Below are 21,129 nucleotides of genomic sequence, written 5' to 3'. Positions count from 1 at the left end.
CCCCTTTCCCACCGTGGGAAAGGGGCCCTTCGACGTCTCGGCTACTCCGCCTTGATCGCCTCCAGCATGTTCAGCCGGGCCGCCCGCCGGGCCGGCCACAGCGCGGCGAGGACACCCACCGTCGCGGCCAGCAGCAGGAAGACACCCATCCGGGCCCAGGGCAGGACCAGTTCGTAGGTCGCCATCCTCGAGGCCAGCAGCTCACCGGCCGCCCAGCCGAAGAACACGCCCAGCCCGATGCCCAGCACGGCGCCGAACAGCGAGATCACCAGGGATTCCAGACGGACCATCCGCTTGATGCCCTTGCGGTCCAGGCCGATCGCCCGGAGCATGCCGATCTCCTGGGAGCGTTCGAAGACCGACATCGCCAGGGTGTTGATGACCCCGAGGACCGCCACGATCACCGCCATGGCGAGCAGGCCGTAGACCATGTTCAGCATCAGTGTGAACATCTGCGCGATCTCGTTGGAGATGGCCTGCTTGTCCTGGACCTTGATCGCCGGGTTGGTGCCGAGGGCCTTCTCCAGCTTGTCCTGCGTCGCGCCGGACGTGCCGCCGGAGGTCTTCACCATGACCTTCATGTTGTACGGATCCGACTCGTGCGGGGCGAGGGTCGCCTGGTCGAGCAGGATGCCGCTCAGGAAGTCGTTGCTCTCGTAGGTCCCGGCGACCGTCAGCTTCTGCTTCTTGCCGTCCTCGAAGGAGACCGTGAAGGCGGACCCGGCCTTCCAGCCGTAGGACTTGGCGGTCTCGCTGTCCACGACGATCCGGCTGCCGCCGACCTTGAAGGAACCGGTGTCGACCTCCGGGCCGGCCAGCTCGCCGATCGCCGCGCCGTTGACGCCGGTCAGGTACTCGGTCTGGCCGTCGATCCGGGAGACGGCGTTGAGCATCGGGCTGGTGGCGGTGACGCCGTCGGTCCGCTCCAGCTTCTTCTCGACGTCCGGCGACAGCGGGTTGCCGTTCGCCATGGACACCACGTAGTCCGCCTTGATCGACGACGACGCCATCTTCTCGATGGCCTGCTGGAGGCTGCCCGCCATCACCGTCATACCGGTGATCAGAGTCAGGCCGATCATCAGCGCCGAGGCGGTGGCGGCCGTACGGCGCGGGTTGCGCACCGAGTTCTGCCGGGCCAGCTTGCCGGAGATGCCGAAGGCGCGCAGCACGGGCGCCGCGGCGGCGATCAGCGGGCGGGACAGCAGAGGGGTCAGGATGAACACGCCGATGATCAGCAGCACCGCGCCGAAGCCCATGGGCACCTGGCCGTCCGAGCCGTCCATCGTCGTGGCCACCAGGATGACGGCGATGCCCACGGCCGAGACGAGGGCGCCCAGCGTGTTGCGCAGCACCAGCGACTTGGTCGTGGCCTTGGCGTGCACGCTGTTCATGGCCGCCACCGGCGGGATCTTCGCGGCCCGGCGGCCCGGCAGCCACGCCGCCAGCATGGTCACCAGGATGCCGACCGCGAGCGCGGTGAGGATCGTGGCGGGCTTGATGATGAGCGGCCCGTCCGGCACGGTCGCGTCGAACGTCCCCATCAGGGAGCGCAGTCCGGCTCCGATGCCGATGCCCGCGACCAGCCCGGCCACGGCGGCGACCGCGCCGACCACGAACGCCTCGATGAGCACCGACCGCGTCACCTGCCGCCGCGAGGCGCCGACCGCCCGCATCAGCGCCAGCTCCTTGGTGCGCTGGGCGACCAGCATGGTGAAGGTGTTGGCGATGATGAACGTGCCGACGAACAGGGCGATACCGGCGAAGACCAGCAGGGCCGTCTGCATGCCGCTCATCGACCGGGCGATCGTCTCCGCCTGGTCGTCGGCGAGCTGCTTGCCCGTGGTGGTCGCGACGGTGCCCTCGGGCAGTGCCTGGTCCAGCTCCGCCTTCAGCGCGGCCTGGGTGATGCCCGGCTTCGCCTTGACGTCGATCTGGTCGTACACGCCGGCCTTGCCGAACAGCTTCTGGGCGGTCGCCGTGTCGAACAGGGTGAGGCTGCCGCCGGCCGCGACGTTGCCGTCGTCGGTGGTGAAGATGCCGGTGATCTTCGGGGTCAGGACCGGCCCGTCGACCGACATGCGTACGGTGTCACCGACCTTGTAGCCGGCGCGCTCGGCCGTCTCGGAGTCGATGAGGACCTCGCCCCGGCCCTTGGGGGCGTGCCCGCTGACCAGGGGGTAGCGGGGGTCCTTGGTGCCCCAGTAGTTGCCGCCCTGCGACTGGAAGCCCTCGCCGATCAGCTTGCCGTCCTTGTCGGCGATGGCGGTGAAGCCCTGCACGACCCCGATGGCGGACGCGGCCCCGGGGACGCGCTCGCTCTCGTCGAGCGTGGCCTGGGTCAGGTCGTGGAGCTTGCCGACCCGGTCGCCCTCGGCGTCCTGATAGTCCGCCGTCATGGCGACGTCGACCTGGTCGAAGCCCTTGGCGGAACTCTTCTGGAAGGCGTCGGAAATGGTGTTGGTGAAGACCAGGGTCCCCGACACGAAGGCCACGCCGAGCATCACGGCGAGGACGGTCATCAGGAGCCGGGCCTTGTGCGCGAGCACGTTGCGCAAGGCGGTACGGAACATGGGTTCTTCTTCTCAGTCCTGTCGGTCCTGACGGGGGATCAGCTGGTGCGGCCCTTGGCGTCGAACGCCTTCATGCGGTCCAGGACCGACTCGGCCGTCGGCCGGTACATCTCGTCGACGATCCGTCCGTCGGCGAGGAAGATCACCCGGTCCGCGTAGGCCGCGGCCACCGGGTCGTGAGTCACCATCACCACCGTCTGACCCAGCTCCCGAACGGAGTTGCGCAGGAAGCCCAGCACCTCGGCGCCGGAGCGCGAGTCGAGGTTTCCGGTGGGCTCGTCACCGAAGATGATCTCGGGCCTGGAAGCCAGCGCCCGTGCCACGGCGACGCGCTGCTGCTGACCGCCCGACAACTGTGCGGGACGGTGGCCGAGCCGGTCCGCCAGACCCACCATCCGGATGACGGAGTCCAGCCACTGCTTGTCCGGCTTGCGGCCCGCGATGTCCATCGGGAGGGTGATGTTCTCCAGGGCCGTCAGGGTCGGCAGCAGGTTGAACGCCTGGAAGATGAAGCCGATCTTGTCCCGGCGCAGCTTGGTCAGCTGCTTGTCCTTGAGGGAGCCGAGCTCGGTGTCGCCGATGCGCACCGACCCGGAGGAGAAGGTGTCGAGACCGGCCACACAGTGCATCAGCGTCGACTTGCCTGAGCCGGAGGGGCCCATGATCGCGGTGAACTCGGCCTGCCGGAAGTCGACGGACACCCGGTCGAGGGCGACCACCTGGGTCTCACCCTGTCCGTAGATCTTCGACAGATCCGTGGCGCGCGCGGCCACGGCGGTGGCCCGGTCGGTGAGCGGTGCGGTGGTCACGGGATGACACTCCTGTCGGACGGCGGTGTTCTGGGAAGGACTCGTTCCATCGTCCGGGTCCCACGCCGCCGTGTAGTCAGCCGTTGTTCCGGTTCCGGGGGCCGACTGCGGTCTGACCGCGAGGGGCGGTGTCATACCTGGGGATGACGAACGCCCCTGAGGGGAACCGGTGTCGGAGGAGCGAGTGCTCAACGCGCCGGGAAACCGGGTGACCCCGTGTCAAGAACCGGGTGACCCCGTGTCAAGAACCGAGTGACCCCGTGTCAAGAACAGGTGGAGTGCCCTTGTTCAGACGGTGAAATTCCGTCATTCCGCATGCGCCGCCGACAGCCGCACGCAAGGCTACTGGCAAGTGCGGATGGCGCGTTCCACGTGCTGATGCACCCTCAGACGTCAATAAAATAAGACAACATCGGTCCGCCCTTCCGCTGTTCGGGGGACCCGTCCCGATAGTCTCGGAACCTCGATGCGGAGCCCATGGCCTGCCCGGATGGTGGAATGCAGACACGGCGAGCTTAAACCTCGCTGCCCCTTCGCGGGCGTGCCGGTTCGAGTCCGGCTCCGGGCACCTTCCGATCCCTGTGTGGTTCATTGAGAAGTTCGCGGCGTACCCGTTGACAGCGGTCGCATGCCGTCAGAGACTCGCATCCAATAATGGTGAAAAAAATTTCACTACACGAACGGATGAGAAGAGGGCGTCCGATGCGCACCACCGTCGGCATCATCGGAGCCGGCCCCGCCGGCCTCCTCCTCGCCCGGCTGCTCCACAACGCCGGCATCGACTCGGTCGTCCTGGAGATCCGCGACCGCGCCTACGTCGAGCGGCGGCAGCGCGCCGGCATCCTGGAGCAGGGCACCGCGGACGTGCTGCGCGCGGCCGGCGCCGGGGCGCGGCTGGACCGCGAGGGGCTGCGCCACGACGGCATCGAACTGCGCTTCGACCGCAGGCGTCACCGCGTCGACTTCCCCGCCCTCACCGGCGGACGCTCCGTGATGGTCTACGCCCAGACCGAGGTCTGCAAGGACCTCATCGCCCTCCAGCTCGCCGAGGGCGGCCCGCTGCTGTTCGAGGCGGAGGCACTGGCCGTGGAGGACGCCGGCACCGACGCCCCGCGCGTCCGCTTCCGGCACGAGGGCCGCGAGGACGTCCTGGAGTGCGAGTACGTCGTCGGCTGCGACGGCTTCTGGGGCGTGGCCCGCAAGGCGATCCCGGCCGAACTGGTCCAGGTCTTCGAACGGACGTACCCCTTCGGCTGGCTCGGCATCCTCGCCGACGTGCCGCCCTCGCACGACGAGCTCGTCTACGCCCGCCACGACCGCGGCTTCGCGCTCCTCTCCATGCGCCCGCCCGTCACCCGCCACCACCCTTCCAAGGAAGTCGCTTCGCTCCCCATTGAATCCTTCGTCTCCCGGCTCTACCTCCAGGTGCCCGACGGCACCGACGCCGAGGCGTGGAGCGACGAGGCGATCTGGGACGAGCTGGAGCGCCGCTGCGAGACCGCCGACGACTGGCGCCTGGAGCGCGGCCCGATCACCCAGAAGTCGGTCACGCCCATGCGCTCCTACGTCCACGAGCCGATGCGCCACGGCCGCCTCTTCCTCGCCGGCGACGCGGCCCACATCGTGCCGCCCACCGGCGCCAAGGGGCTGAACCTCGCCGTCGGCGACGTCGTGACGTTCGCCCGGGCCCTGGCCCACCGGCAGGAGACCGGCTCACCGGAGCTGCTCGACGCCTACTCGGAGACCTGCCTGCGCCGGATCTGGCAGGCCGAGCGGTTCTCCTACGACATGACGACCCTCCTGCACCGCGCCCCCGGCGCGACCGGCTTCGAGGACCGGCTCCAGCTCGCCCGGCTGGACCGCATCGCCTCCTCCCGCGCCGCCGAAACCGACCTGGCCGAGGGGTACACGGGCTTCTCGTTCGGGTGATGTCCCGGGTGGCGTAAGGGCGGCGTCAGCGGGTGATCTCCGTCCGGTTCCGGACGTGTCGCAGCTTGGTGATGAATGACCCCCTCCGATGAGGGGAATCACGAAGCCGCGTAGCGTGTTGCGCAGCACGACGAGGGAAAGATCCTCCCCAAGCACTAGGGTCATTCCTTTGCCTACCTATTACTCTTGAGCCAAGGTCACGCAGTGTTGGCCATGGAGGAGTGAAATGAGGAGCAGAAACCCGGTCTTCTCGCGACGGGGGTTCAGCCGCGACAACGGCTACGCGGGCTTCAACACCGCGCCGCAGGCCGGGGGTCCCGCTGTCGCCACCCAGGGCAACCCGTACGCGCAGCCGACGGGCAACCCCTACGCGCAGAACCCGTACGCGCAGAACCCTTACGCCCAGCAGGACGTGCAGCACGGCGCGCCGCCGCAGGCCCCGGCCACCACCGGCCGGATGACCATCGACGACGTCGTCCTGCGCACGGCGAGCACGCTCGGTGTGCTCATCCTCACCGCGGCGCTCTCCTGGGCCCTGCTGCCGGTCGACGACGCCAACATCAGCCGTAGCTACGGCATCGGTATCGGCGCCGCGCTGATCGGCATGGTCCTGGCGTTCGTCCAGTCCTTCAAGCGCAAGGCCTCGCCCGCGCTGATCCTGACGTACGCCGCGTTCGAGGGTGTCTTCCTCGGCGTCGTGTCCAACATCGTCGACAGCCGCATCGCCGACGGCGCGGCCATGCAGGCCGTGATCGGCACGATGGCGGTCTTCGCCGGTGTGCTGATCGCCTACAAGGCCGGCTGGATCCGCGTCAACCGCCGCTTCTACGGCTTCGTGATGGCGGCCGCGCTCGGCTTCATCATGCTGATGATGGTGAACCTGCTGTTCGCGGTGTTCGGCGGCGGTGACGGCCTCGGCTTCCGCAGCGGTGCCATGGGTGTCATCTTCGGAATCGTCGGCATCATCCTCGGCGCCTGCTTCCTCGCCCTGGACTTCAAGCAGGTCGAGGACGGAGTCGCCTACGGCGCCCCCCGTGAGGAGGCGTGGCTCGCGGCCTTCGGTCTCACGCTGACGCTGGTGTGGATCTACCTGGAGTTCCTGAGGCTCATCTCGATCCTCAACAGCAACGACTAGTCTGCGACGCGTCGTGCGCGAAGGGCCCCGGCTCCGGCCGGGGCCCTTCGGCGTCTGCCGGGCGGCTCCGTCGTCGAGACGTGTCCGCGCCTAGAGCAGTTTGCGCGCGGCCCTCCTCAGGTCGTACTCATGGATGATCGCCTTGGCGTGGCCGTACGCGAGGTCGTGTTCGTGCCGGAGCCAGCTGACCTTTTCCTCGAAACGGAAGAGTGCCGGGCCTTCTTCGACGGTGCGAAGCCAGTCGGAGATCTCACGACCGGTGCAGTGGGGGATGCGGGCGAGCATGTTGCGATGGGTCTCTTCGGAGAAGACTTGGGACATCGGCGCCTCCGGACGCTGGGATGTAAGCCGGTCCTTCAGGTCACCGTGCCTGAGTGTTCGCCCGTTGGCAACAGTCCCGGTGCGACGCGTACGCTCGCGGCGTGGTTGATACGACGCCTCTGACCCGTGCGGTGGATCACTTCGCCGATCGTTTGAGGGCTGCGCCCCAGAGCCGGTTGCAGCGGGGCGCTGCCGCTGAGGCTCTCGGGCTGGCCCGGGAGTTGGCCCGGAGGGCGCAGGTGCTCGAGGGGCTGGAGCCTCGGGAGATGCCGGATGCGGGGATGTTTGCAGCGGCAGATCAGATCACCGTTGCCGCGCATGATCTGGCGGTGGTGATTCCCAGTGGTGCCGATGTCGATGACGCGGTGCGGTTGGTTGAGGAGGCGCAGAAGCGGGCGGGGGTTTAGCGCCGTTCGCGGGTGCCGGTAGTTCGTGGCTGGTCGCGCAGTTCCCCGCGCCCCTTCGGGGCGCTCCCCTAGAGGGACGCTATGACCCTGTCGGCCAGGATGTAGACGTTTTCCTCGCCGCACTCGAACGTCAGGGTGTAGGCGCCCGAGATGCCGGAGCCGCCCAGGAGGACCGGGGTTTGGCCGGCGCGCAGGGCCGCGGCGAGGTGCTCCGCCGTCTCCCGGTGGCCCGGGGTCATGCACAGGGTCGTGCCGTCGGCGAAGACGTAGACGTCGAGGGTGCCCAGCGGGCCCGGGCGGACGTCCGTCAGTTCCACGCGCGAGGCGGCCAGCTCCTCCAGCGTGGCGACCGTGCGCTCGTGGTCGTTCGCCACCGGTGACTGCGTCGGCACGAAGTCCGGGTGGGAGGGGTGCCGGCGGCGGGCCGCGGCCAGCTCCGGGGACTCGGCGGCCGGCTCCTCGGTGTCCGCGCCCGGCTCGGACACCGGCTCCAGACCCGCGAAATCGGCCTGCCGGGGCAGGAACAGGTCGACGTCGGGCAGACCCAGCAGGGGCGGTGCGTCGGAGGCGTCACGGGCCTCCTGGGCGGCCCAGAACGCCCGCGCCTCGGCGAGCTCCCGCTCGCGTTCCTCCGCGAGCGCCGCCGCCACGGCGGCCCGTATCTCGTCGGTGTCGGCATGTGCGCGGGCGGCGGGCAGCAGTGCACGAGTGGTGGCGGCGCGGTTCTCGGCCAGCGCGGTGTGCAGGGCCGCGACCTGTCGGCGCAGCTGCAGCACGGTGCGCAGGACGGCGACACCCACGGCGCCCGTGGCGGCCGTGGTGACCAGCAACGCGATCGGCATGGCGCTCACTGACGTACTCCCGGTTCAAAGTCGACCCCCGACTTCCTACATCAGCTTGAAGGGCGGACTAACCAGCTGTCAGTGCGTAACGTCACGAAACGGACAGGGCTTCGGAGTCGGGGGCGTGGGTGGGGCTGCTGTGACCTGGGCTTCTCTCCGCGTAGAGGGAGATAGGTCACATCCTGGGGGAGATTGGATCACAAAACAGCCCAGAACCCCGGGGTTTCCGGGGTTCTGGGACGGGGCCTCACAGCGCGTGCTATGGCGGCTACGGTGCGGTGCTCAGCTCAGGCGCTCGATGACCATGGCCATGCCCTGGCCGCCGCCGACGCACATCGTCTCCAGGCCGAACTGCTTGTCGTGGAACTGGAGGGAGTTGATGAGCGTGGTCGTGATGCGGGCGCCGGTCATGCCGAAGGGGTGGCCGACGGCGATGGCGCCGCCGTTGACGTTCAGCTTCTCCAGCGGGATGCCCAGGTCGCGGTAGGAGGGGATCACCTGGGCGGCGAACGCCTCGTTGATCTCGACCAGGTCGATGTCGTCGATGGTCAGGCCGGCCCGCTTCAGGGCCTGGTTGCTCGCCTCGACCGGGCCGAGGCCCATGATCTCGGGCGAGAGGCCGGAGACGCCGGTCGACACGATGCGGGCGAGCGGGGTGATGCCCAGCTCGCGGGCCTTGGTGTCGGACATGATCACGAGCGCGGCGGCGCCGTCGTTCAGCGGGCAGCAGTTGGCGGCCGTGACCAGGCCGTCGGGGCGGAAGACCGGCTTGAGGCCCTGGACGCCGTCCAGCGTGACGCCGGCGCGCGGGCCGTCGTCCTTGGAGACGACCGTGCCGTCGGGGAGGGTCACCGGGGTGATCTCGCGCTCCCAGAAGCCGTTCTTGATGGCCTCTTCGGCGAGGTTCTGCGAGCGGACGCCGAACTCGTCCATGTCCTGGCGGGTGACGCCCTTGGCGCGGGCCAGGTTCTCGGCGGTCTGGCCCATCGCAATGTACGGGTCGGGCAGCAGGCCGTCCTCGCGCGGGTCGTGCCAGGTGGAGCCCTCGGACTGGGCGGTCGCGGCGGTGCGGGCCTCGGCCTCGGCGAAGAGCGGGTTGTGCGTGTCCGGGGTGTCGGAGCTGCCGAACGCGTAGCGGGAGACCATCTCGACGCCGGCCGAGATGAAGACGTCGCCCTCGCCGGCCTTGATGGCGTGCAGGGCCATGCGGGAGGTCTGGAGGGAGGAGGAGCAGTACCGGGTGACGGTGCAGCCCGGCAGGTGGTCCATCCCCATCTGTACGGCGACGATGCGGCCGAGGTTGTGGCCCTGCTCGCCGCCGGGCAGGCCGCAGCCGAGCATCAGGTCGTCGATGTCCTTCGGGTCCAGCTCGGGGACCTTGGCCAGGGCGGCCTGGACGATCGTGGCGGTGAGGTCGTCCGGGCGGAGGTCCTTGAGGGAGCCCTTGACGGCGCGGCCGATGGGGGAGCGGGCGGCTGAGACGATCACGGCTTCGGGCATCACGGCTCCATTGACGTACCGGGTGGTCTGGCTGGGCTGTCTGGGAAGTTACCCGTACGTATGGCCTGGGTCACGGGTGTGGCGGTGTGACCCTGACCGCAGTTTTCTAAGCGCTTGCTTTTTCCGGCTCCCCGGGCTTTCTCAGCTCGACGGTGTGGCGGGAGCCGGTTCCTGCTCGGGTACCCGCCGGCGCCTGCGGCGCTTCAGCAGCGCCCACGGCCCCCTCGGGCCGCTCGGCATGGCGGCCGTGACCTCCGTACCCGCCTCCGACGCGGCCTCCGCCGCCGCCCGGGCGACCGGCAGGAAGCCCTCGCGGCGGGAGGCGTCCGGGCGCTCCTCCTCGGCCGGCCACAGGCCGAGGGAGGCGCAGACGGTCGGCAGGACCGCCATCGCCGCCGTCGCGTAGCCCTCGGCAGAGGGGTGGTAGCTGTCCGGGCCGAACAGCTCACGCGGGTTCGCGGCGAACTCGGGGCCGAGCAGGTCGCCCAGGGACACGGTGCGGCCGCCCTGTTCGACGACTCCGATCGTCTGGGCGGCCGCCAGCTGGCGCGAGGCCCGTCGGGCCAGCCAGCGCAAGGGCTGCTGGACCGGCTCGATCGTGCCCAGGTCGGGGCACGTGCCGACCACGACCTCGGCACCGGCCGTCCGCAGCCGCCGCACCGCCGAGGACAGGTGGCGCACCGAGCGGGTCGGGGGCATGCGGTGGGTGACGTCGTTCGCGCCGACCATGATCACGCAGATGTCGGGGACCGGATCGGGGTCGGCCAGCACCAGGGCCACCTGACGGTCCAGGTCGTCCGAGCGGGCCCCGGGCATCGCCACCGTGCGCAGCTCCACCGGGCGTTCCGCCAGCGCCGCGAGGCCCGAGGCCAGCAGCGCTCCCGGGGTCTGCCCGGCCCGGTGCACGCCCTGGCCGGCGGCCGTGGAGTCGCCCAGCATCGTCAGCCGCAGCGGCACCTCACCGGGGACGTCGTACGTACGGCCGTACCGGCCGTCGGCGTTCGGCACATGGGGTGACATGCCGTTGCCCACCCGGCGCCGCGCCAAATGCACCTCCGCCAGCACCAGCCCGGCGGCTGCCGCCCCGGCCAGCCCGATCCCGCCACCGCCGTACGCCGCACCCGCCGCGATCCGCCGGGCCACCCGCGCCCTCGACATGCTCGTCATGCGTCGCCGCCACCTCCTCGAACCCGTACACCCAGTGCTTGCCCCGTACAGACCGTCGCCCAATCTCAACAGGGAGTGAACGACCGTCATGGATGACCGGCAGGCCATAGGCTGGCGGCATCAACCAAGACCATTTCTGCGGCAACCGGAGACAACGGTGCAGTTCCACGACTCGATGATCAGTCTCGTCGGCAACACCCCGCTGGTGAGGCTCAACAGCGTGACCCAGGGCATCAGGGCGACCGTCCTGGCCAAGGTGGAGTACTTCAACCCCGGCGGGTCCGTGAAGGACCGCATCGCCCTGCGCATGATCGAGGCGGCCGAGGAGAGCGGCGCGCTCCTGCCGGGCGGCACGATCGTCGAGCCGACCAGCGGGAACACCGGCGTGGGTCTCGCCATCGTGGCGCAGCAGAAGGGGTACAAGTGCATCTTCGTGTGCCCCGACAAGGTGAGCACCGACAAGATCAACGTGCTGCGCGCGTACGGCGCCGAGGTCGTCGTCTGCCCGACCGCCGTGGACCCCGAGCACCCGGACTCCTACTACAACGTCTCCGACCGGCTGGTCCGTGAGACGCCCGGGGCCTGGAAGCCCGACCAGTACTCCAACCCGAACAACCCCCTGTCCCACTACCACTCCACCGGCCCCGAGCTGTGGGAGCAGACGGAGGGGAAGATCACCCACTTCGTGACGGGCGTGGGCACCGGCGGCACCATCTCCGGCACCGGGCGCTACCTGAAGGAGGTCAGCGACGGCAAGGTGAAGGTCATCGGCGCCGACCCCGAGGGGTCCGTCTACTCCGGCGGGTCCGGGCGGCCGTACCTCGTCGAGGGCGTCGGTGAGGACTTCTGGCCCACCGCCTACGACCGTACCGTCGCGGACGAGATCGTCGCCGTGTCCGACAAGGACTCCTTCCAGATGACCCGCCGCCTGGCCAAGGAGGAGGGCCTGCTGGTGGGCGGCTCCTGCGGCATGGCGGTCGTCGCCGCGCTGGAGGTCGCCGAGCGGCTCGGCCCGGACGACGTCGTCGTGGTCCTGCTGCCGGACAGCGGCCGCGGCTACCTCAGCAAGATCTTCAACGACGAGTGGATGGCCGACTACGGCTTCCTGGAGGACGCGGGTCCGAGCGCCCGCGTCGGTGACGTGCTCGCCGACAAGGAGGGCGACCGCATGCCCTCCCTCGTCCACATGCACCCGGAGGAGACCGTCGGCCAGGCCATCGACGTGCTGCGCGAGTACGGCGTCTCGCAGATGCCGGTCGTCAAGCCGGGCGCGGGCCACCCCGACGTGATGGCGGCCGAGGTCGTCGGCTCGGTCGTGGAGCGCGAGCTGCTGGACGCGCTGTTCAGCAAGAGCGCCTCGCTGGAGGACCCGCTGGAGAAGCACATGTCCGGCCCGCTGCCCCAGGTCGGCTCCGGCGAGCCCGTCGCCGACCTGATGGCCGTCCTCGGCAAGGCGGACGCGGCGATCGTCCTCGTGGAGGGCAAGCCGACCGGTGTGGTCAGCCGGCAGGACCTGCTGTCCTTCCTCGCCCGGTCCGCGAAGTGACGGCGAACGGCCGGTGAACCACCCGTTGACGGGGCGCACTTGCCGTTCGTCCGCGATCTTCGTGGACTTCGCGGAAGTGGTACGAGCGCGTCACGTTCGCGCAGCACCCGCTTAACACGAGTCCTGCACATTGGTGGGTGTCGGCAGGGCGGGAGCGGCTCCCCGCCCCGGCCGGCGCCGTTGGCGTCAAGGACCTCCGGAGCGGCTCCCGGACCTCCACCGACGTCACAGACGCGCAAGCCCGGCCTGACCAGGCCCGCGTCTTCCGCGGGGACCGCCGTCGTCCCGCCCCCCGTCAAGGGGGTGCGGCGGTCCCCGCGCTTTTCTTTTGCGGGCGTCAGCCGGCCCGGCTCGTCATCCAACTCCCCAGCAGTGCCAGGCGCTCCGCCGTCTCCGAGCCGGGCTGCGGCGCGTACGCCACGATCGTCTGGTCCGGGGCGGCCGGGATCCTGAGGGTCTCGAACGGGAGGGTCAGCAGCCCCGCGACCGGGTGCCGGACCTGCTTCACGCCGTGGTCGCAGGGCTTGACCAGGTGGTCGGCCCACAGCCGGCGGAAGTCGGCGCTGGCGCGGGAGAGTTCACCGACGAGTTCGCCCATGGCGGGGTCGTCCGGGTGGTGGCCCGCGTTGAGGCGGAGGTGGGCGACCGTCTGAGAGGCGATCGCCGGCCAGTCCGGGTGGAGGTCGCGGGCGGCGGGGTCGAGGAAGACGCGGCGGGGCAGGCTGAGGTCGCCGGGGGACCTGTCGCTGAAGCCGACCACGGCGTCACCGAGGGCGTTCCAGGCGAGGACGTTCATGCGGTGGTCCAGGACGTAGGCCGGGTTGCGGTCCATGCCGTCCAGGATGAGCTGGACACCCGGACGTACCCGGGAGGTGGCCGCGACCTCCCGCGGCGCGGATTCCCGGGACGCGTCGGGACCGCCCTCGGCCCGCCGACGGGGCCGGGCCACCGCCCGCAGGTACTCGTGCTCCGCCTCGTCCAGCCGCAGCACCCGCGCGACCGCGTCCAGCACGGCGTCCGAGACTCCCCCGGACTTCGTCCGGGAGGGGTCCCCAGGACCCCTGCCCTGCTCGAGACGGATGTAGTAGTCGACGCTCACCCCGGCAAGCTGCGCCACCTCCTCACGACGCAGACCCGGGACACGGCGGCGGCCGTACGAGGTCAGCCCCACCTCCTCCGGCTGGATACGGGCGCGGCGCGAGCGCAGGAAGTCTCCCAGTTCTCCGTCCATGGGCCCGAGCCTAGGCGGCCCGGGGCCGGCGAACCTGGTACTGCCGGACCCAGGAAAAGCGGCGCCCTGGGTACGGCCGCAGCGGGAGCCGAGGGTGGTGGACGAGGCCGGGGAGACGCCCCGGCCACCACCGAGGGGACACTCCATGCCGTACGAGAACCTGGCCGGCCGTACCGCCGTCGTCACCGGAGCCGCGAGCGGGATCGGTGAGGCCGTCGCCGTCCTGCTGGCCGCGCAGGGCGCACGGGTGGCGCTGCTCGCCCGGCGTGAGGAACGGCTGGCGGCGCTCGCCGGGAAGATCCGCGCCGACGGCGGGCAGGCCCTGGCCGTCGTCGCGGACGTCACCGACGAGGCGTCCGTGACCGACGCCGCCGACCGGATCCACGCCGAGTACGGGCCCGTCGACCTGGTCGTCAACTCCGCCGGCGTCATGCTGCCGCACCCCGTCGACGCCCGGCGCGCCGACGAGTGGCAGCGGATGCTCGACACCAACGTCGCCGGGGTACTGCGGATCACCGGCGCCTTCACCGGCGACCTGGTGGGCGCGGCCGCGGACGGCCGTACGGCCGACATCGTGAACATCTCGTCCGTCGCCGCGCACGTCAGCTTCCCGAACTACGCGGTGTACGGCGCGACCAAGGCCGCCGTCACCCATCTGTCGCAGGCCCTGCGCTCCGAGTTCGGGCCGCGGGACGTCCGGGTCACCAACATCGAGCCCGGGATCGTCGAGAGCGAGCTGCGCACGCACATCGACGACGCGGAACTGGCACGGCAGGTGGCGGGCATAGTGGACGAGGTGGGCGCGCTGTCCGCCGAGGAGCTCGCCGACCTGGTGGCCTACGTGACCAGCCGCCCGCGCCGGGTCAACCTGCGGCAGATCGTCGCGCTGCCGACCCACCAGGTCTGAACGGCGCGTGCCCGCTCAGTCCTCCCAGTCGCTGTTCCGGGAGGACTTGCGGCGGCCGCCGAACAGACCCGGGTTGGTGCGGGCGGCCTGCACGACGTTGACACCGACGATGCCCGCCCAGGCGGTGAGCAGACCGGGCAGATGGGCCACACCCCCGCCGATCGCGGACAGCGGCACCGCCAGGACCAGGGAGACGATCCCGAAGCCGAAGCGCTCGCCCCAGGAGTCCGTGGCCCTTGGCGACCGGGAGTCCCGGGCCGTCTGCATCTGCTGCTCGGCGAGCTGCCGGCGCACCCGGCGCTCCACCGCGCCGTCGATCCGCTGGTCGACCTTCTCCAGGAACGAGTCGACCAGCGCGGACTCGTAATCCTCGCCCAGATCCCTGCGCGCGTGCAGGGTGGCGTCGAGTTCCTTCTTCAGGTCGGTGTCCCGCGCGTCCATTCCGGTCATGTCACTGACGGTAGAAAGCCGGGGCGCCCGCCGCACTGGGGTTAGCCCCCCTCTCCGGGCGGGGCCTGCCGGGCGCGAGGCGGAGAGCCGTCGTCGCGCACGGGGCGGGGTACCGGAGGATGCCCCGGAGTCAACCGGTGATACCCGGAACGGAACAGCAGGCCAGGACGAGCGGAGTCAGGGCCGCCGCCGCGCTGAGTGCCACGAACACCGTCCGCAGGGTCGGAGAGTATGTGTCCTGCGGTGTGAGGATGCGGCGCATGCGCAACACCGCCGACGGTCCGCCCGCCGCGAAGGCCATGTGGGGCGCCTGACCGGATGCCACGGCGTACAGGGCGGTGGCGAGTGCGTCCCGCGAACACCTGCGCAACGCCCGGTCGTCGGCTGCCATCTCCAGCAACAGCGCCACCTCGGTGTGGGCCAGCCGGGCCAAGGGCAGTCCACGGAAGAGGGCACCGAAGGCCCCGGCCGCGGCCACCAGCAGATGGTGGCGGCCGGCGATGTGCGCCCGCTCGTGTTCCAGCACCGCTGTCACCTGCTGTCCGGTCAGGACCTCAAGTGCTCCCGAACTGACCACGACTTGGGAGGCACGACCCGGCAGGCAGTACACGGCCGGGGTGTCATGCTCCAGCACCGTGGCACGCAACTCCGGTCGCCTGCTGCCGACGAGGCGCAGCAGTTCGGCGTGCCGTAGCCGCAGACGTCTCGCGCTCAGGAGTTCACGTGCGAAGGCGACGGCGAAGGCGGCGGGCACGGCGGCCGCCGCGACCAGGGCCGCCCACACGCGGGTGTCCACGCCCGCCGGGCCGTTCGGGAGGAGAGGCCCGCAATCCGCGCCGCCGGAGACGATGCAGGCCTCGGTGAAGCGGGACAAGTGGTGGCTGCTCGCTGTCGGAAGCGGCACTTGCAGGGCCGCCAGGGACACGGAAGTGATGAGGGACAGCCCGAGCAGGGTCCACACCGTGAGAGCCAGCCGGGGCGTCCGGTGCGCCCAGTGGCTGCGGGCGAGCGCCCTCGGCAGCAGCACTCCGGCCACCAGGGCGACGGTCAGGGGCGGCAGCACATGATGGCCGGGAACGAGCAACCCGCCTGAGTAACCGAGGAGTTCGGTCACGAGGGTGCTCCGGGCTCCTCGGCGCTGCCGGGAACGCGGCCCATCGCGCGCAGTGCGGCAGCCAGCGCGGACACGTCCTCCGGTGACATGTGCTCCACGAATCGCTGCAGCGCGGCCTGGCGGTCCTCGGTGTTGCCGAGCGCGTCCTGCATGAGGGCGGCGGTGTATTCCTCACGGCTGCGCTCGGGTTCGTACAGCCAGGCCCGCCCGGCCTTCTCGCGGCGGAGCAGGCCCTTGCGGTGGAGGATGTCCGCGACCGTCATCACCGTCGTGTAGGCGACCGGACGCATGCGATTGATGTCGTTGACGATCTCCCGGACCGTGGCCGGCCGGCCCCAACGCCAGAGCCGGTCCATGATTTCGGCTTCCAGGTCACCCAGCCGTCGCACCCGTCCCCCTCTTCTTCCCCGTCACCGAGGTGCCTCACATCGTATGGCACCCCTCTTCACCGCAGGATGGTCACACAGGCGTCACGTATACGGGTAGGGGGTATGTTGCCCTCATGTTCTCACTCGGCAGGGAAATCGCCGTCGGAGCCCCGAGAAGCCCGTGCGCGAAGGTCTGCGGAAGCGACCTGGGCGGCGCCGAGTTGGTGCTGCTGCGCCAGGTACTGGGCCTGTGTCTGCGCCTCAGCCTCCGGCTGAGCGCCGACTGCCCCGCGGGCAAAGGGGCCTGAGCAGCTCCGGGCCCGGGCGGTGGAACCGCCCGGGCCCGGGAACCTGGAGGTCACGCCCGTACGAGCCGGGCGATTGCCTTGGACGCCTCGTCGACCTTGGTCCTGGCCTGCTCACCGCCCTCCACGATGGCCTGCGTGACGCAGCAGTTGAGGTGCTCGTCCAGCAGGGCCAGCGCGCAGGACTGGAGCGCGGCGTTGGTGGCGGCGACCTGGGTCAGGACATCGATGCAGTAGGTCTCCTCCTCGACCATGCGCTGCAAGCCCCTCACCTGGCCCTCGATCCGGCGGAGCCGTCGCAGGACGACGTCCCGGTGGGTCTGCTCTGCGGCCACGGCGGCCTCCTTCCCGTCCTGGTCGGCCGCTTCAGCGGTCGGCGGGCTGGAAGCCGCGCAGCCGCAGGCTGTTGCCGACCACGAAGACCGAGGAGAAGGCCATGGCCGCTCCGGCGATCATCGGGTTGAGCAGACCGGCGGCGGCGAGCGGCAGCGCGGCGACGTTGTAGGCGAAGGCCCAGAAGAGGTTGGACTTGATCGTGCCCAGCGTCTTGCGGGACAGGCGGATGGCGTCCGCCGCGGCCCTCAGGTCGCCCCGCACGAGCGTCAGGTCTCCCGCCTCGATCGCGGCGTCCGTACCCGTTCCCATCGCCAGGCCCAGGTCGGCCTGAGCCAGTGCGGCCGCGTCGTTGACACCGTCGCCGACCATCGCGACCGAACGGCCCTCGTCCTGGAGGCGCTTGACGACATCGACCTTGTCCTGCGGCATGACCTCGGCGATCACGTGCTCGGGCGCGATGCCCACCTCCGCGGCGACGGCCTCGGCGACCGCCTTGTTGTCACCCGTCAGCAGGATGGGGGTGAGGCCGAGCCCGCGCAGCCGCTCGATGGCCTCCGGGCTGGTCTCCTTGACGGCGTCGGCGACCTCCAGGACCGCGCGGGCCTCGCCGTCCCAGGCGACCGCGATGGCGGTCCGCCCGGCCGCCTCGGCCTCGGCCTTGGCACGCCGCAGCTCCTCCGGCAGGGACATCGCCCACTCGTCCAGCAGCTTCTCGCGTCCGACCAGGACCGCGTGGCCCTCGACGATGCCCTGGACGCCGAGGCCGGCGATGTTGGCGAAGTCCTCCGGAGCGGGGAGCGTGCCGACCCGGGCGGCGGCGCCGGAGGCGACGGCCTGGGCGATGGGGTGCTCCGAGGAGTGCTCCAGGGCGCCGGCGAGGCGCAGGACGTCGTCCTCGCCGGTGCCGTCGGCGGTGTGCACGGCGAGCAGGGTCATCTTGCCGGTGGTGACGGTGCCGGTCTTGTCCAGGATGATGGTGTCGACCTTGCGCGTCGTCTCCAGGACCTCCGGGCCCTTGATGAGGATGCCGAGCTGGGCGCCGCGCCCGGTGCCGACCATGAGGGCGGTCGGGGTGGCCAGGCCCAGGGCGCACGGGCAGGCGATGATCAGGACGGCGACCGCGGCGGTGAAGGCGGCGGTCAGTCCGGCGCCGTTGCCGAGCCAGAAGCCCAGGGTGCCGAGCGCCAGGGCGATCACGACCGGTACGAAGACCGCGGAGATCCTGTCGGCGAGCCGCTGTGCGGCGGCCTTGCCGTTCTGCGCGTCCTCCACCAGCTTGGCCATGCGGGCGAGCTGGGTGTCGGCGCCGACGCGGGTGGCCTCGACGACCAGGCGGCCGCCGGCGTTCAGCGTGGCACCGGTGACGGCGTCCCCGGTGCCGACCTCGACCGGAACCGACTCGCCGGTGAGCATGGAGGCGTCCACGGCGGACGACCCCTCGACGACCACACCGTCGGTGGCGATCTTCTCACCGGGCCGCACCAGGAACCGGTCGCCGACCTTCAGCTCGCCGACGGGAATGAGCTCTTCCCGGCCGCCCCGCACCACCGTGACTTCCTTGGCGCCGAGCTCCAGCAGGGCCTTCAGCGCCGCCCCCGCCTTCCGCTTGGAGCGCGCCTCGAAGTAGCGCCCGGCCAGGATGAAGGCGGTGACGCCGGCCGCGGCCTCCAGGTAGATGTTCCCGGCGCCGTCGGTGCGGGCGATGGTGAGCTCGAAGGGGTGGGTCATGCCGGGCGTGCCGGCGGTGCCGAAGAACAGTGCCCACAGGGACCACAGGAACGCCGCCGAGGTACCGACGGAGATCAGCGTGTCCATCGTGGCGGCACCGTGCTTGGCGTTCGTCCAGGCGGCCTTGTGGAAGGGCCAGGCGGCGTACGTCACCACGGGGGCCGCCAGCGTGAGCGAGAGCCACTGCCAGTACTCGAACTGCAGCGCCGGGACCATGGCCATCGCGATCACGGGGACGGCGAGCGCCACAGCGGCGGTCAGCCGCTGGCGCAGCGGCCGCAGCTCGTCGCTCTCCTCCTGGGCCGGGCCCTCACCGGACGCCGAGTCGTCGGAGCGGGCGGTCTCGGGCCGGGGCTCCCGCGCGGTGTAGCCGGTGGCCTCGACCGTCGCGATCAGGTCCGAGACGGTCACGTCCTCGCGGAAGGTGACCTTCGCCTTCTCGGTGGCGTAGTTGACGGTGGCCTCGACGCCGTCGAGGCGGTTGAGCTTCTTCTCGATCCGGGCGGCGCACGAGGCGCAGGTCATGCCGCCGATGGCGAGTTCGACCTCGGCGGCGCCGGGCGTGGTGGTGGTCATGTCTGCTCCTCGGACTCACGGACGCGATGCGCGAAAGAAGAGATGCGCGAAAGAAGAGATGCGCGAAAGAAGAGATGCGCGAAAGGAGGGTTGTACGAAGGAAGAGGTGCGCGAGAGGACAGGGAGAACGGGGGCCGCGAGGATCTGCGGCCCCCGCCCGGCTCGTGGGTCAGGCGGCCACGCGGCCGGCGAAGTCGTAGCCGGCCTCGTCGACGGTCTTGGCGATCAGCGCGTCGAGCGCCTCGTCGGGCTCGGCCGCGGTCGTCACCGTGACCAGACCGGTGCCGATCTCGACCTCGACCGCGGTGACCTCGTCCAGGCCGCCCACCGCCTTCCGGACGACGCCCTGGCAGTGCGCGCTGCCCACGCCGCCGACCTTGTAGGTGGTCTTGATCTCCGTCGTGGTGTGGCAGCTTCCGTCAGGGGTGCAGCAGTTCGACACGGGTCCTCCGCAACTAGTAGTTCATACCCCTGGGGGGTATCTGCAACGGCTCCATGTATACCCCCCACCCGTATGTCATGGCAAGGGCTGTCCGGACTTGACTTCATACCCCCTGGGGGTATGTTGAAAGTATCGGTCGCATGCACGAGCGGCCCGGAGACTAGGAGTGGGTCATGAACACCGGACTGCGGATCACCGTCTTCGCCGCCGCGCTCGCCGCGACGTTCGGCGCCGCCTACGGCGTGGGCGGCGTGGTCGACCCGGTCTCGCCCGAACCGAAGAGCGGCACGCACAGTGACGGCGAAGGCCACGCGTCCGCCGGGCACGAGAAGGAGACGGCCGGGCACCACGAGGCGCAGGGCGGCGGTCACGCGGCGGCACCGCCAGGCGGCCTCGAGATCTCCAGCAGCGGCTACACGCTCGACCTGAAGACCCCGCGCGTCGAGGCAGGCAAGAAGACCGACCTGCGCTTCGCCGTGGTCCAGGACGGGACCGGACGCAAGGTCACCGCGTACCAGCGCGAGCACGGCAAGGATCTGCATCTGATCGTCGCCTCACGCGACCTGACCGTCTACCGCCACCTGCACCCCACCCGGGCCGCGGACGGCACCTGGTCGACGCCCGTGAACCTGCCCGAGGCCGGCGGCTACCGCGTCTTCGCCGACTTCAAGCCGAAGGGCGGCGAAGCGCTCACCCTCGGTGCCGACCTCGCCGCGTCCGGGCCGTACGAGCCCGGCGAGCTGCCCGAGCACAACACCACGGCGAAGGTCGACGGCTACGAGGTGAAGCTGCGAGGCGCGCTGACCCCTGGCAAGGCCGGCGAACTCACGCTGATGGTGGCGAAGAACGGCAAGCCGGTCCGCAACCTCCAGCCCTACCTTGGTGCTTACGGCCACCTTGTCGCCCTGCGCTCCGGCGACCTCGCCTACCTGCACGTCCACCCCAACGGCGAGCCCGGCGACGGCAGGACGAAGCCCGGCCCCGAGGTGTCGTTCACCGCGACGGCGCCGAGCGCCGGCGCGTACCGCCTGTTCCTGGACTTCCAGCACGAGGGCACGGTCCGTACCGCGGCCTTCACGGTGCACGCGGGCGGTGCGGCGGACGAGTCCGAGCAGCCCTCGCGGAGCCGGTCCGCCGAGGAAGAGGAAGAGACCGGGCACACACACTGAGGTGAGCGGGACCGTGGGCGACCACGGCCGGCGAGCCGCTAGGATCACGGCATGGTTACGGCTTGGTCGCCCTGGCGCAGCGTCAGGACCCGCTCCGGTGCGGGTCCGCTGTCGCGCGTGCTGGCCTTGGCCGTGCTCCTGTTCGGTGTCCTCGTCACGCACGGCGTGCACGTGGAGAGTGCCCAGGGGCACCTCTCCGCCGGCGCGACGGTCCTCGCCGCACCGTCGGCCGACGGTGTTCGCGGCGCAGCCGTCGAGCCCGCGCCGCCGGTCGCCG

General features: G+C 70.7%; 20 protein-coding genes and 1 tRNA gene. 8 read left to right on the top strand and 13 right to left on the bottom strand.

Going from position 1 to position 21,129, the window contains the following annotated elements:
• Positions 1 to 41 precede the first annotated feature (41 nt).
• Positions 42 to 2,570, bottom strand: a complete 2,529-nt coding sequence (locus CP976_RS18020; RefSeq protein ID WP_150481304.1) for an ABC transporter permease — start codon at positions 2,568 to 2,570, stop codon at positions 42 to 44.
• 38 nt (positions 2,571 to 2,608) lie between these two features.
• Positions 2,609 to 3,379 (bottom strand): ABC transporter ATP-binding protein, encoded by a 771-nt coding sequence (locus CP976_RS18015; protein ID WP_150481303.1) that lies wholly within the window; start codon positions 3,377 to 3,379, stop codon positions 2,609 to 2,611.
• A gap of 484 nt (positions 3,380 to 3,863) precedes the next feature.
• Here CP976_RS18015 and CP976_RS18010 point away from each other — a divergent pair.
• From CP976_RS18010 to CP976_RS18000, 3 genes are all read left to right on the top strand, one after another.
• Positions 3,864 to 3,947: transfer RNA gene (locus tag CP976_RS18010), tRNA-Leu, on the top strand.
• 134 nt (positions 3,948 to 4,081) lie between these two features.
• Positions 4,082 to 5,308: a 4-hydroxybenzoate 3-monooxygenase gene (locus CP976_RS18005; protein ID WP_150481302.1), complete on the top strand. Its 1,227-nt coding sequence runs from the start codon at positions 4,082 to 4,084 to the stop codon at positions 5,306 to 5,308.
• 226 nt (positions 5,309 to 5,534) lie between these two features.
• Positions 5,535 to 6,443 carry a Bax inhibitor-1/YccA family protein gene (locus tag CP976_RS18000; RefSeq protein ID WP_150481301.1) on the top strand — a complete coding sequence of 303 codons (909 nt, stop codon included), beginning with the start codon at positions 5,535 to 5,537 and terminating at the stop codon, positions 6,441 to 6,443.
• 90 nt (positions 6,444 to 6,533) lie between these two features.
• Here CP976_RS18000 and CP976_RS17995 read toward each other — a convergent pair whose 3' ends face one another.
• Positions 6,534 to 6,764: a DUF4287 domain-containing protein gene (locus CP976_RS17995; RefSeq protein ID WP_086840140.1), complete on the bottom strand. Its 231-nt coding sequence runs from the start codon at positions 6,762 to 6,764 to the stop codon at positions 6,534 to 6,536.
• A 101-nt stretch (positions 6,765 to 6,865) separates the two neighbouring features.
• Between CP976_RS17995 and CP976_RS17990 the strand changes: the two genes are divergently transcribed.
• Positions 6,866 to 7,171: a hypothetical protein gene (locus CP976_RS17990; RefSeq protein WP_167537356.1), complete on the top strand. Its 306-nt coding sequence runs from the start codon at positions 6,866 to 6,868 to the stop codon at positions 7,169 to 7,171.
• A 68-nt stretch (positions 7,172 to 7,239) separates the two neighbouring features.
• Here the strand turns inward: CP976_RS17990 and CP976_RS17985 are convergent, their stop codons facing one another.
• The 3 genes from CP976_RS17985 to CP976_RS17975 all read right to left on the bottom strand — a co-directional run bounded on the left by CP976_RS17985 (position 7,240) and on the right by CP976_RS17975 (position 10,680).
• The gene (locus tag CP976_RS17985) at positions 7,240 to 8,022 is read right to left on the bottom strand and encodes a hypothetical protein (RefSeq protein WP_150481300.1); all 783 of its coding nucleotides are present in this window, start codon (positions 8,020 to 8,022) and stop codon (positions 7,240 to 7,242) included.
• A 273-nt stretch (positions 8,023 to 8,295) separates the two neighbouring features.
• Positions 8,296 to 9,513: an acetyl-CoA C-acetyltransferase gene (locus CP976_RS17980; RefSeq protein ID WP_150481299.1), complete on the bottom strand. Its 1,218-nt coding sequence runs from the start codon at positions 9,511 to 9,513 to the stop codon at positions 8,296 to 8,298.
• 141 nt (positions 9,514 to 9,654) lie between these two features.
• Positions 9,655 to 10,680 (bottom strand): SGNH/GDSL hydrolase family protein, encoded by a 1,026-nt coding sequence (locus CP976_RS17975; RefSeq protein WP_150481298.1) that lies wholly within the window; start codon positions 10,678 to 10,680, stop codon positions 9,655 to 9,657.
• 157 nt (positions 10,681 to 10,837) lie between these two features.
• Here CP976_RS17975 and CP976_RS17970 point away from each other — a divergent pair, with 157 nt between their 5' ends.
• Complete coding sequence (locus CP976_RS17970) at positions 10,838 to 12,226, top strand: cystathionine beta-synthase (protein WP_150481297.1); 1,389 nt, start codon at positions 10,838 to 10,840, stop codon at positions 12,224 to 12,226.
• A gap of 337 nt (positions 12,227 to 12,563) precedes the next feature.
• Here the strand turns inward: CP976_RS17970 and CP976_RS17965 are convergent, their stop codons facing one another.
• Positions 12,564 to 13,457: a helix-turn-helix transcriptional regulator gene (locus CP976_RS17965; protein WP_150481296.1), complete on the bottom strand. Its 894-nt coding sequence runs from the start codon at positions 13,455 to 13,457 to the stop codon at positions 12,564 to 12,566.
• A gap of 145 nt (positions 13,458 to 13,602) precedes the next feature.
• Between CP976_RS17965 and CP976_RS17960 the strand changes: the two genes are divergently transcribed.
• Entirely contained in the window at positions 13,603 to 14,364 is a 762-nt protein-coding gene (locus CP976_RS17960; protein WP_150481295.1) for an SDR family oxidoreductase, read from the top strand.
• A gap of 15 nt (positions 14,365 to 14,379) precedes the next feature.
• On the opposite strand, the gene CP976_RS17955 is transcribed toward CP976_RS17960, so the two are convergent.
• The 3 genes from CP976_RS17955 to CP976_RS17945 all read right to left on the bottom strand — a co-directional run bounded on the left by CP976_RS17955 (position 14,380) and on the right by CP976_RS17945 (position 16,317).
• A complete protein-coding gene (locus CP976_RS17955; protein WP_167537560.1) occupies positions 14,380 to 14,805 on the bottom strand; it encodes a hypothetical protein in 426 nt (141 codons plus the stop codon).
• A gap of 139 nt (positions 14,806 to 14,944) precedes the next feature.
• On the bottom strand, positions 14,945 to 15,928 hold the full coding sequence (locus CP976_RS17950) for a M56 family metallopeptidase (protein ID WP_229876182.1): 984 nt from the start codon (positions 15,926 to 15,928) through the stop codon (positions 14,945 to 14,947).
• The gene (locus CP976_RS17945; RefSeq protein ID WP_150481293.1) at positions 15,925 to 16,317 is read right to left on the bottom strand and encodes a BlaI/MecI/CopY family transcriptional regulator; all 393 of its coding nucleotides are present in this window, start codon (positions 16,315 to 16,317) and stop codon (positions 15,925 to 15,927) included. Before CP976_RS17945 ends, CP976_RS17950 begins: the two co-directional genes overlap by 4 nt.
• Before the next feature lie 113 nt (positions 16,318 to 16,430).
• Between CP976_RS17945 and CP976_RS42935 the strand changes: the two genes are divergently transcribed.
• Positions 16,431 to 16,604 (top strand): hypothetical protein, encoded by a 174-nt coding sequence (locus tag CP976_RS42935; protein WP_167537355.1) that lies wholly within the window; start codon positions 16,431 to 16,433, stop codon positions 16,602 to 16,604.
• Between the two features lie 50 nt (positions 16,605 to 16,654).
• On the opposite strand, the gene CP976_RS17940 is transcribed toward CP976_RS42935, so the two are convergent.
• From CP976_RS17940 to CP976_RS17930, 3 genes are all read right to left on the bottom strand, one after another.
• Entirely contained in the window at positions 16,655 to 16,936 is a 282-nt protein-coding gene (locus tag CP976_RS17940) for a metal-sensitive transcriptional regulator (protein WP_150481292.1), read from the bottom strand.
• A 31-nt stretch (positions 16,937 to 16,967) separates the two neighbouring features.
• Entirely contained in the window at positions 16,968 to 19,241 is a 2,274-nt protein-coding gene (locus CP976_RS17935) for a heavy metal translocating P-type ATPase (protein WP_150481291.1), read from the bottom strand.
• 169 nt (positions 19,242 to 19,410) lie between these two features.
• Positions 19,411 to 19,683 (bottom strand): heavy-metal-associated domain-containing protein, encoded by a 273-nt coding sequence (locus tag CP976_RS17930; protein ID WP_150481290.1) that lies wholly within the window; start codon positions 19,681 to 19,683, stop codon positions 19,411 to 19,413.
• 173 nt (positions 19,684 to 19,856) lie between these two features.
• Between CP976_RS17930 and CP976_RS17925 the strand changes: the two genes are divergently transcribed.
• Positions 19,857 to 20,852 (top strand): hypothetical protein, encoded by a 996-nt coding sequence (locus tag CP976_RS17925; RefSeq protein WP_150481289.1) that lies wholly within the window; start codon positions 19,857 to 19,859, stop codon positions 20,850 to 20,852.
• Positions 20,853 to 21,129 lie beyond the last annotated feature (277 nt).

Origin of the sequence: Streptomyces coeruleorubidus (genome assembly GCF_008705135.1) — a bacterium.
In the GTDB taxonomy this organism is placed as follows: domain Bacteria; phylum Actinomycetota; class Actinomycetes; order Streptomycetales; family Streptomycetaceae; genus Streptomyces; species Streptomyces coeruleofuscus.
This window is presented reverse-complemented; position numbering and strand designations above follow the sequence as displayed.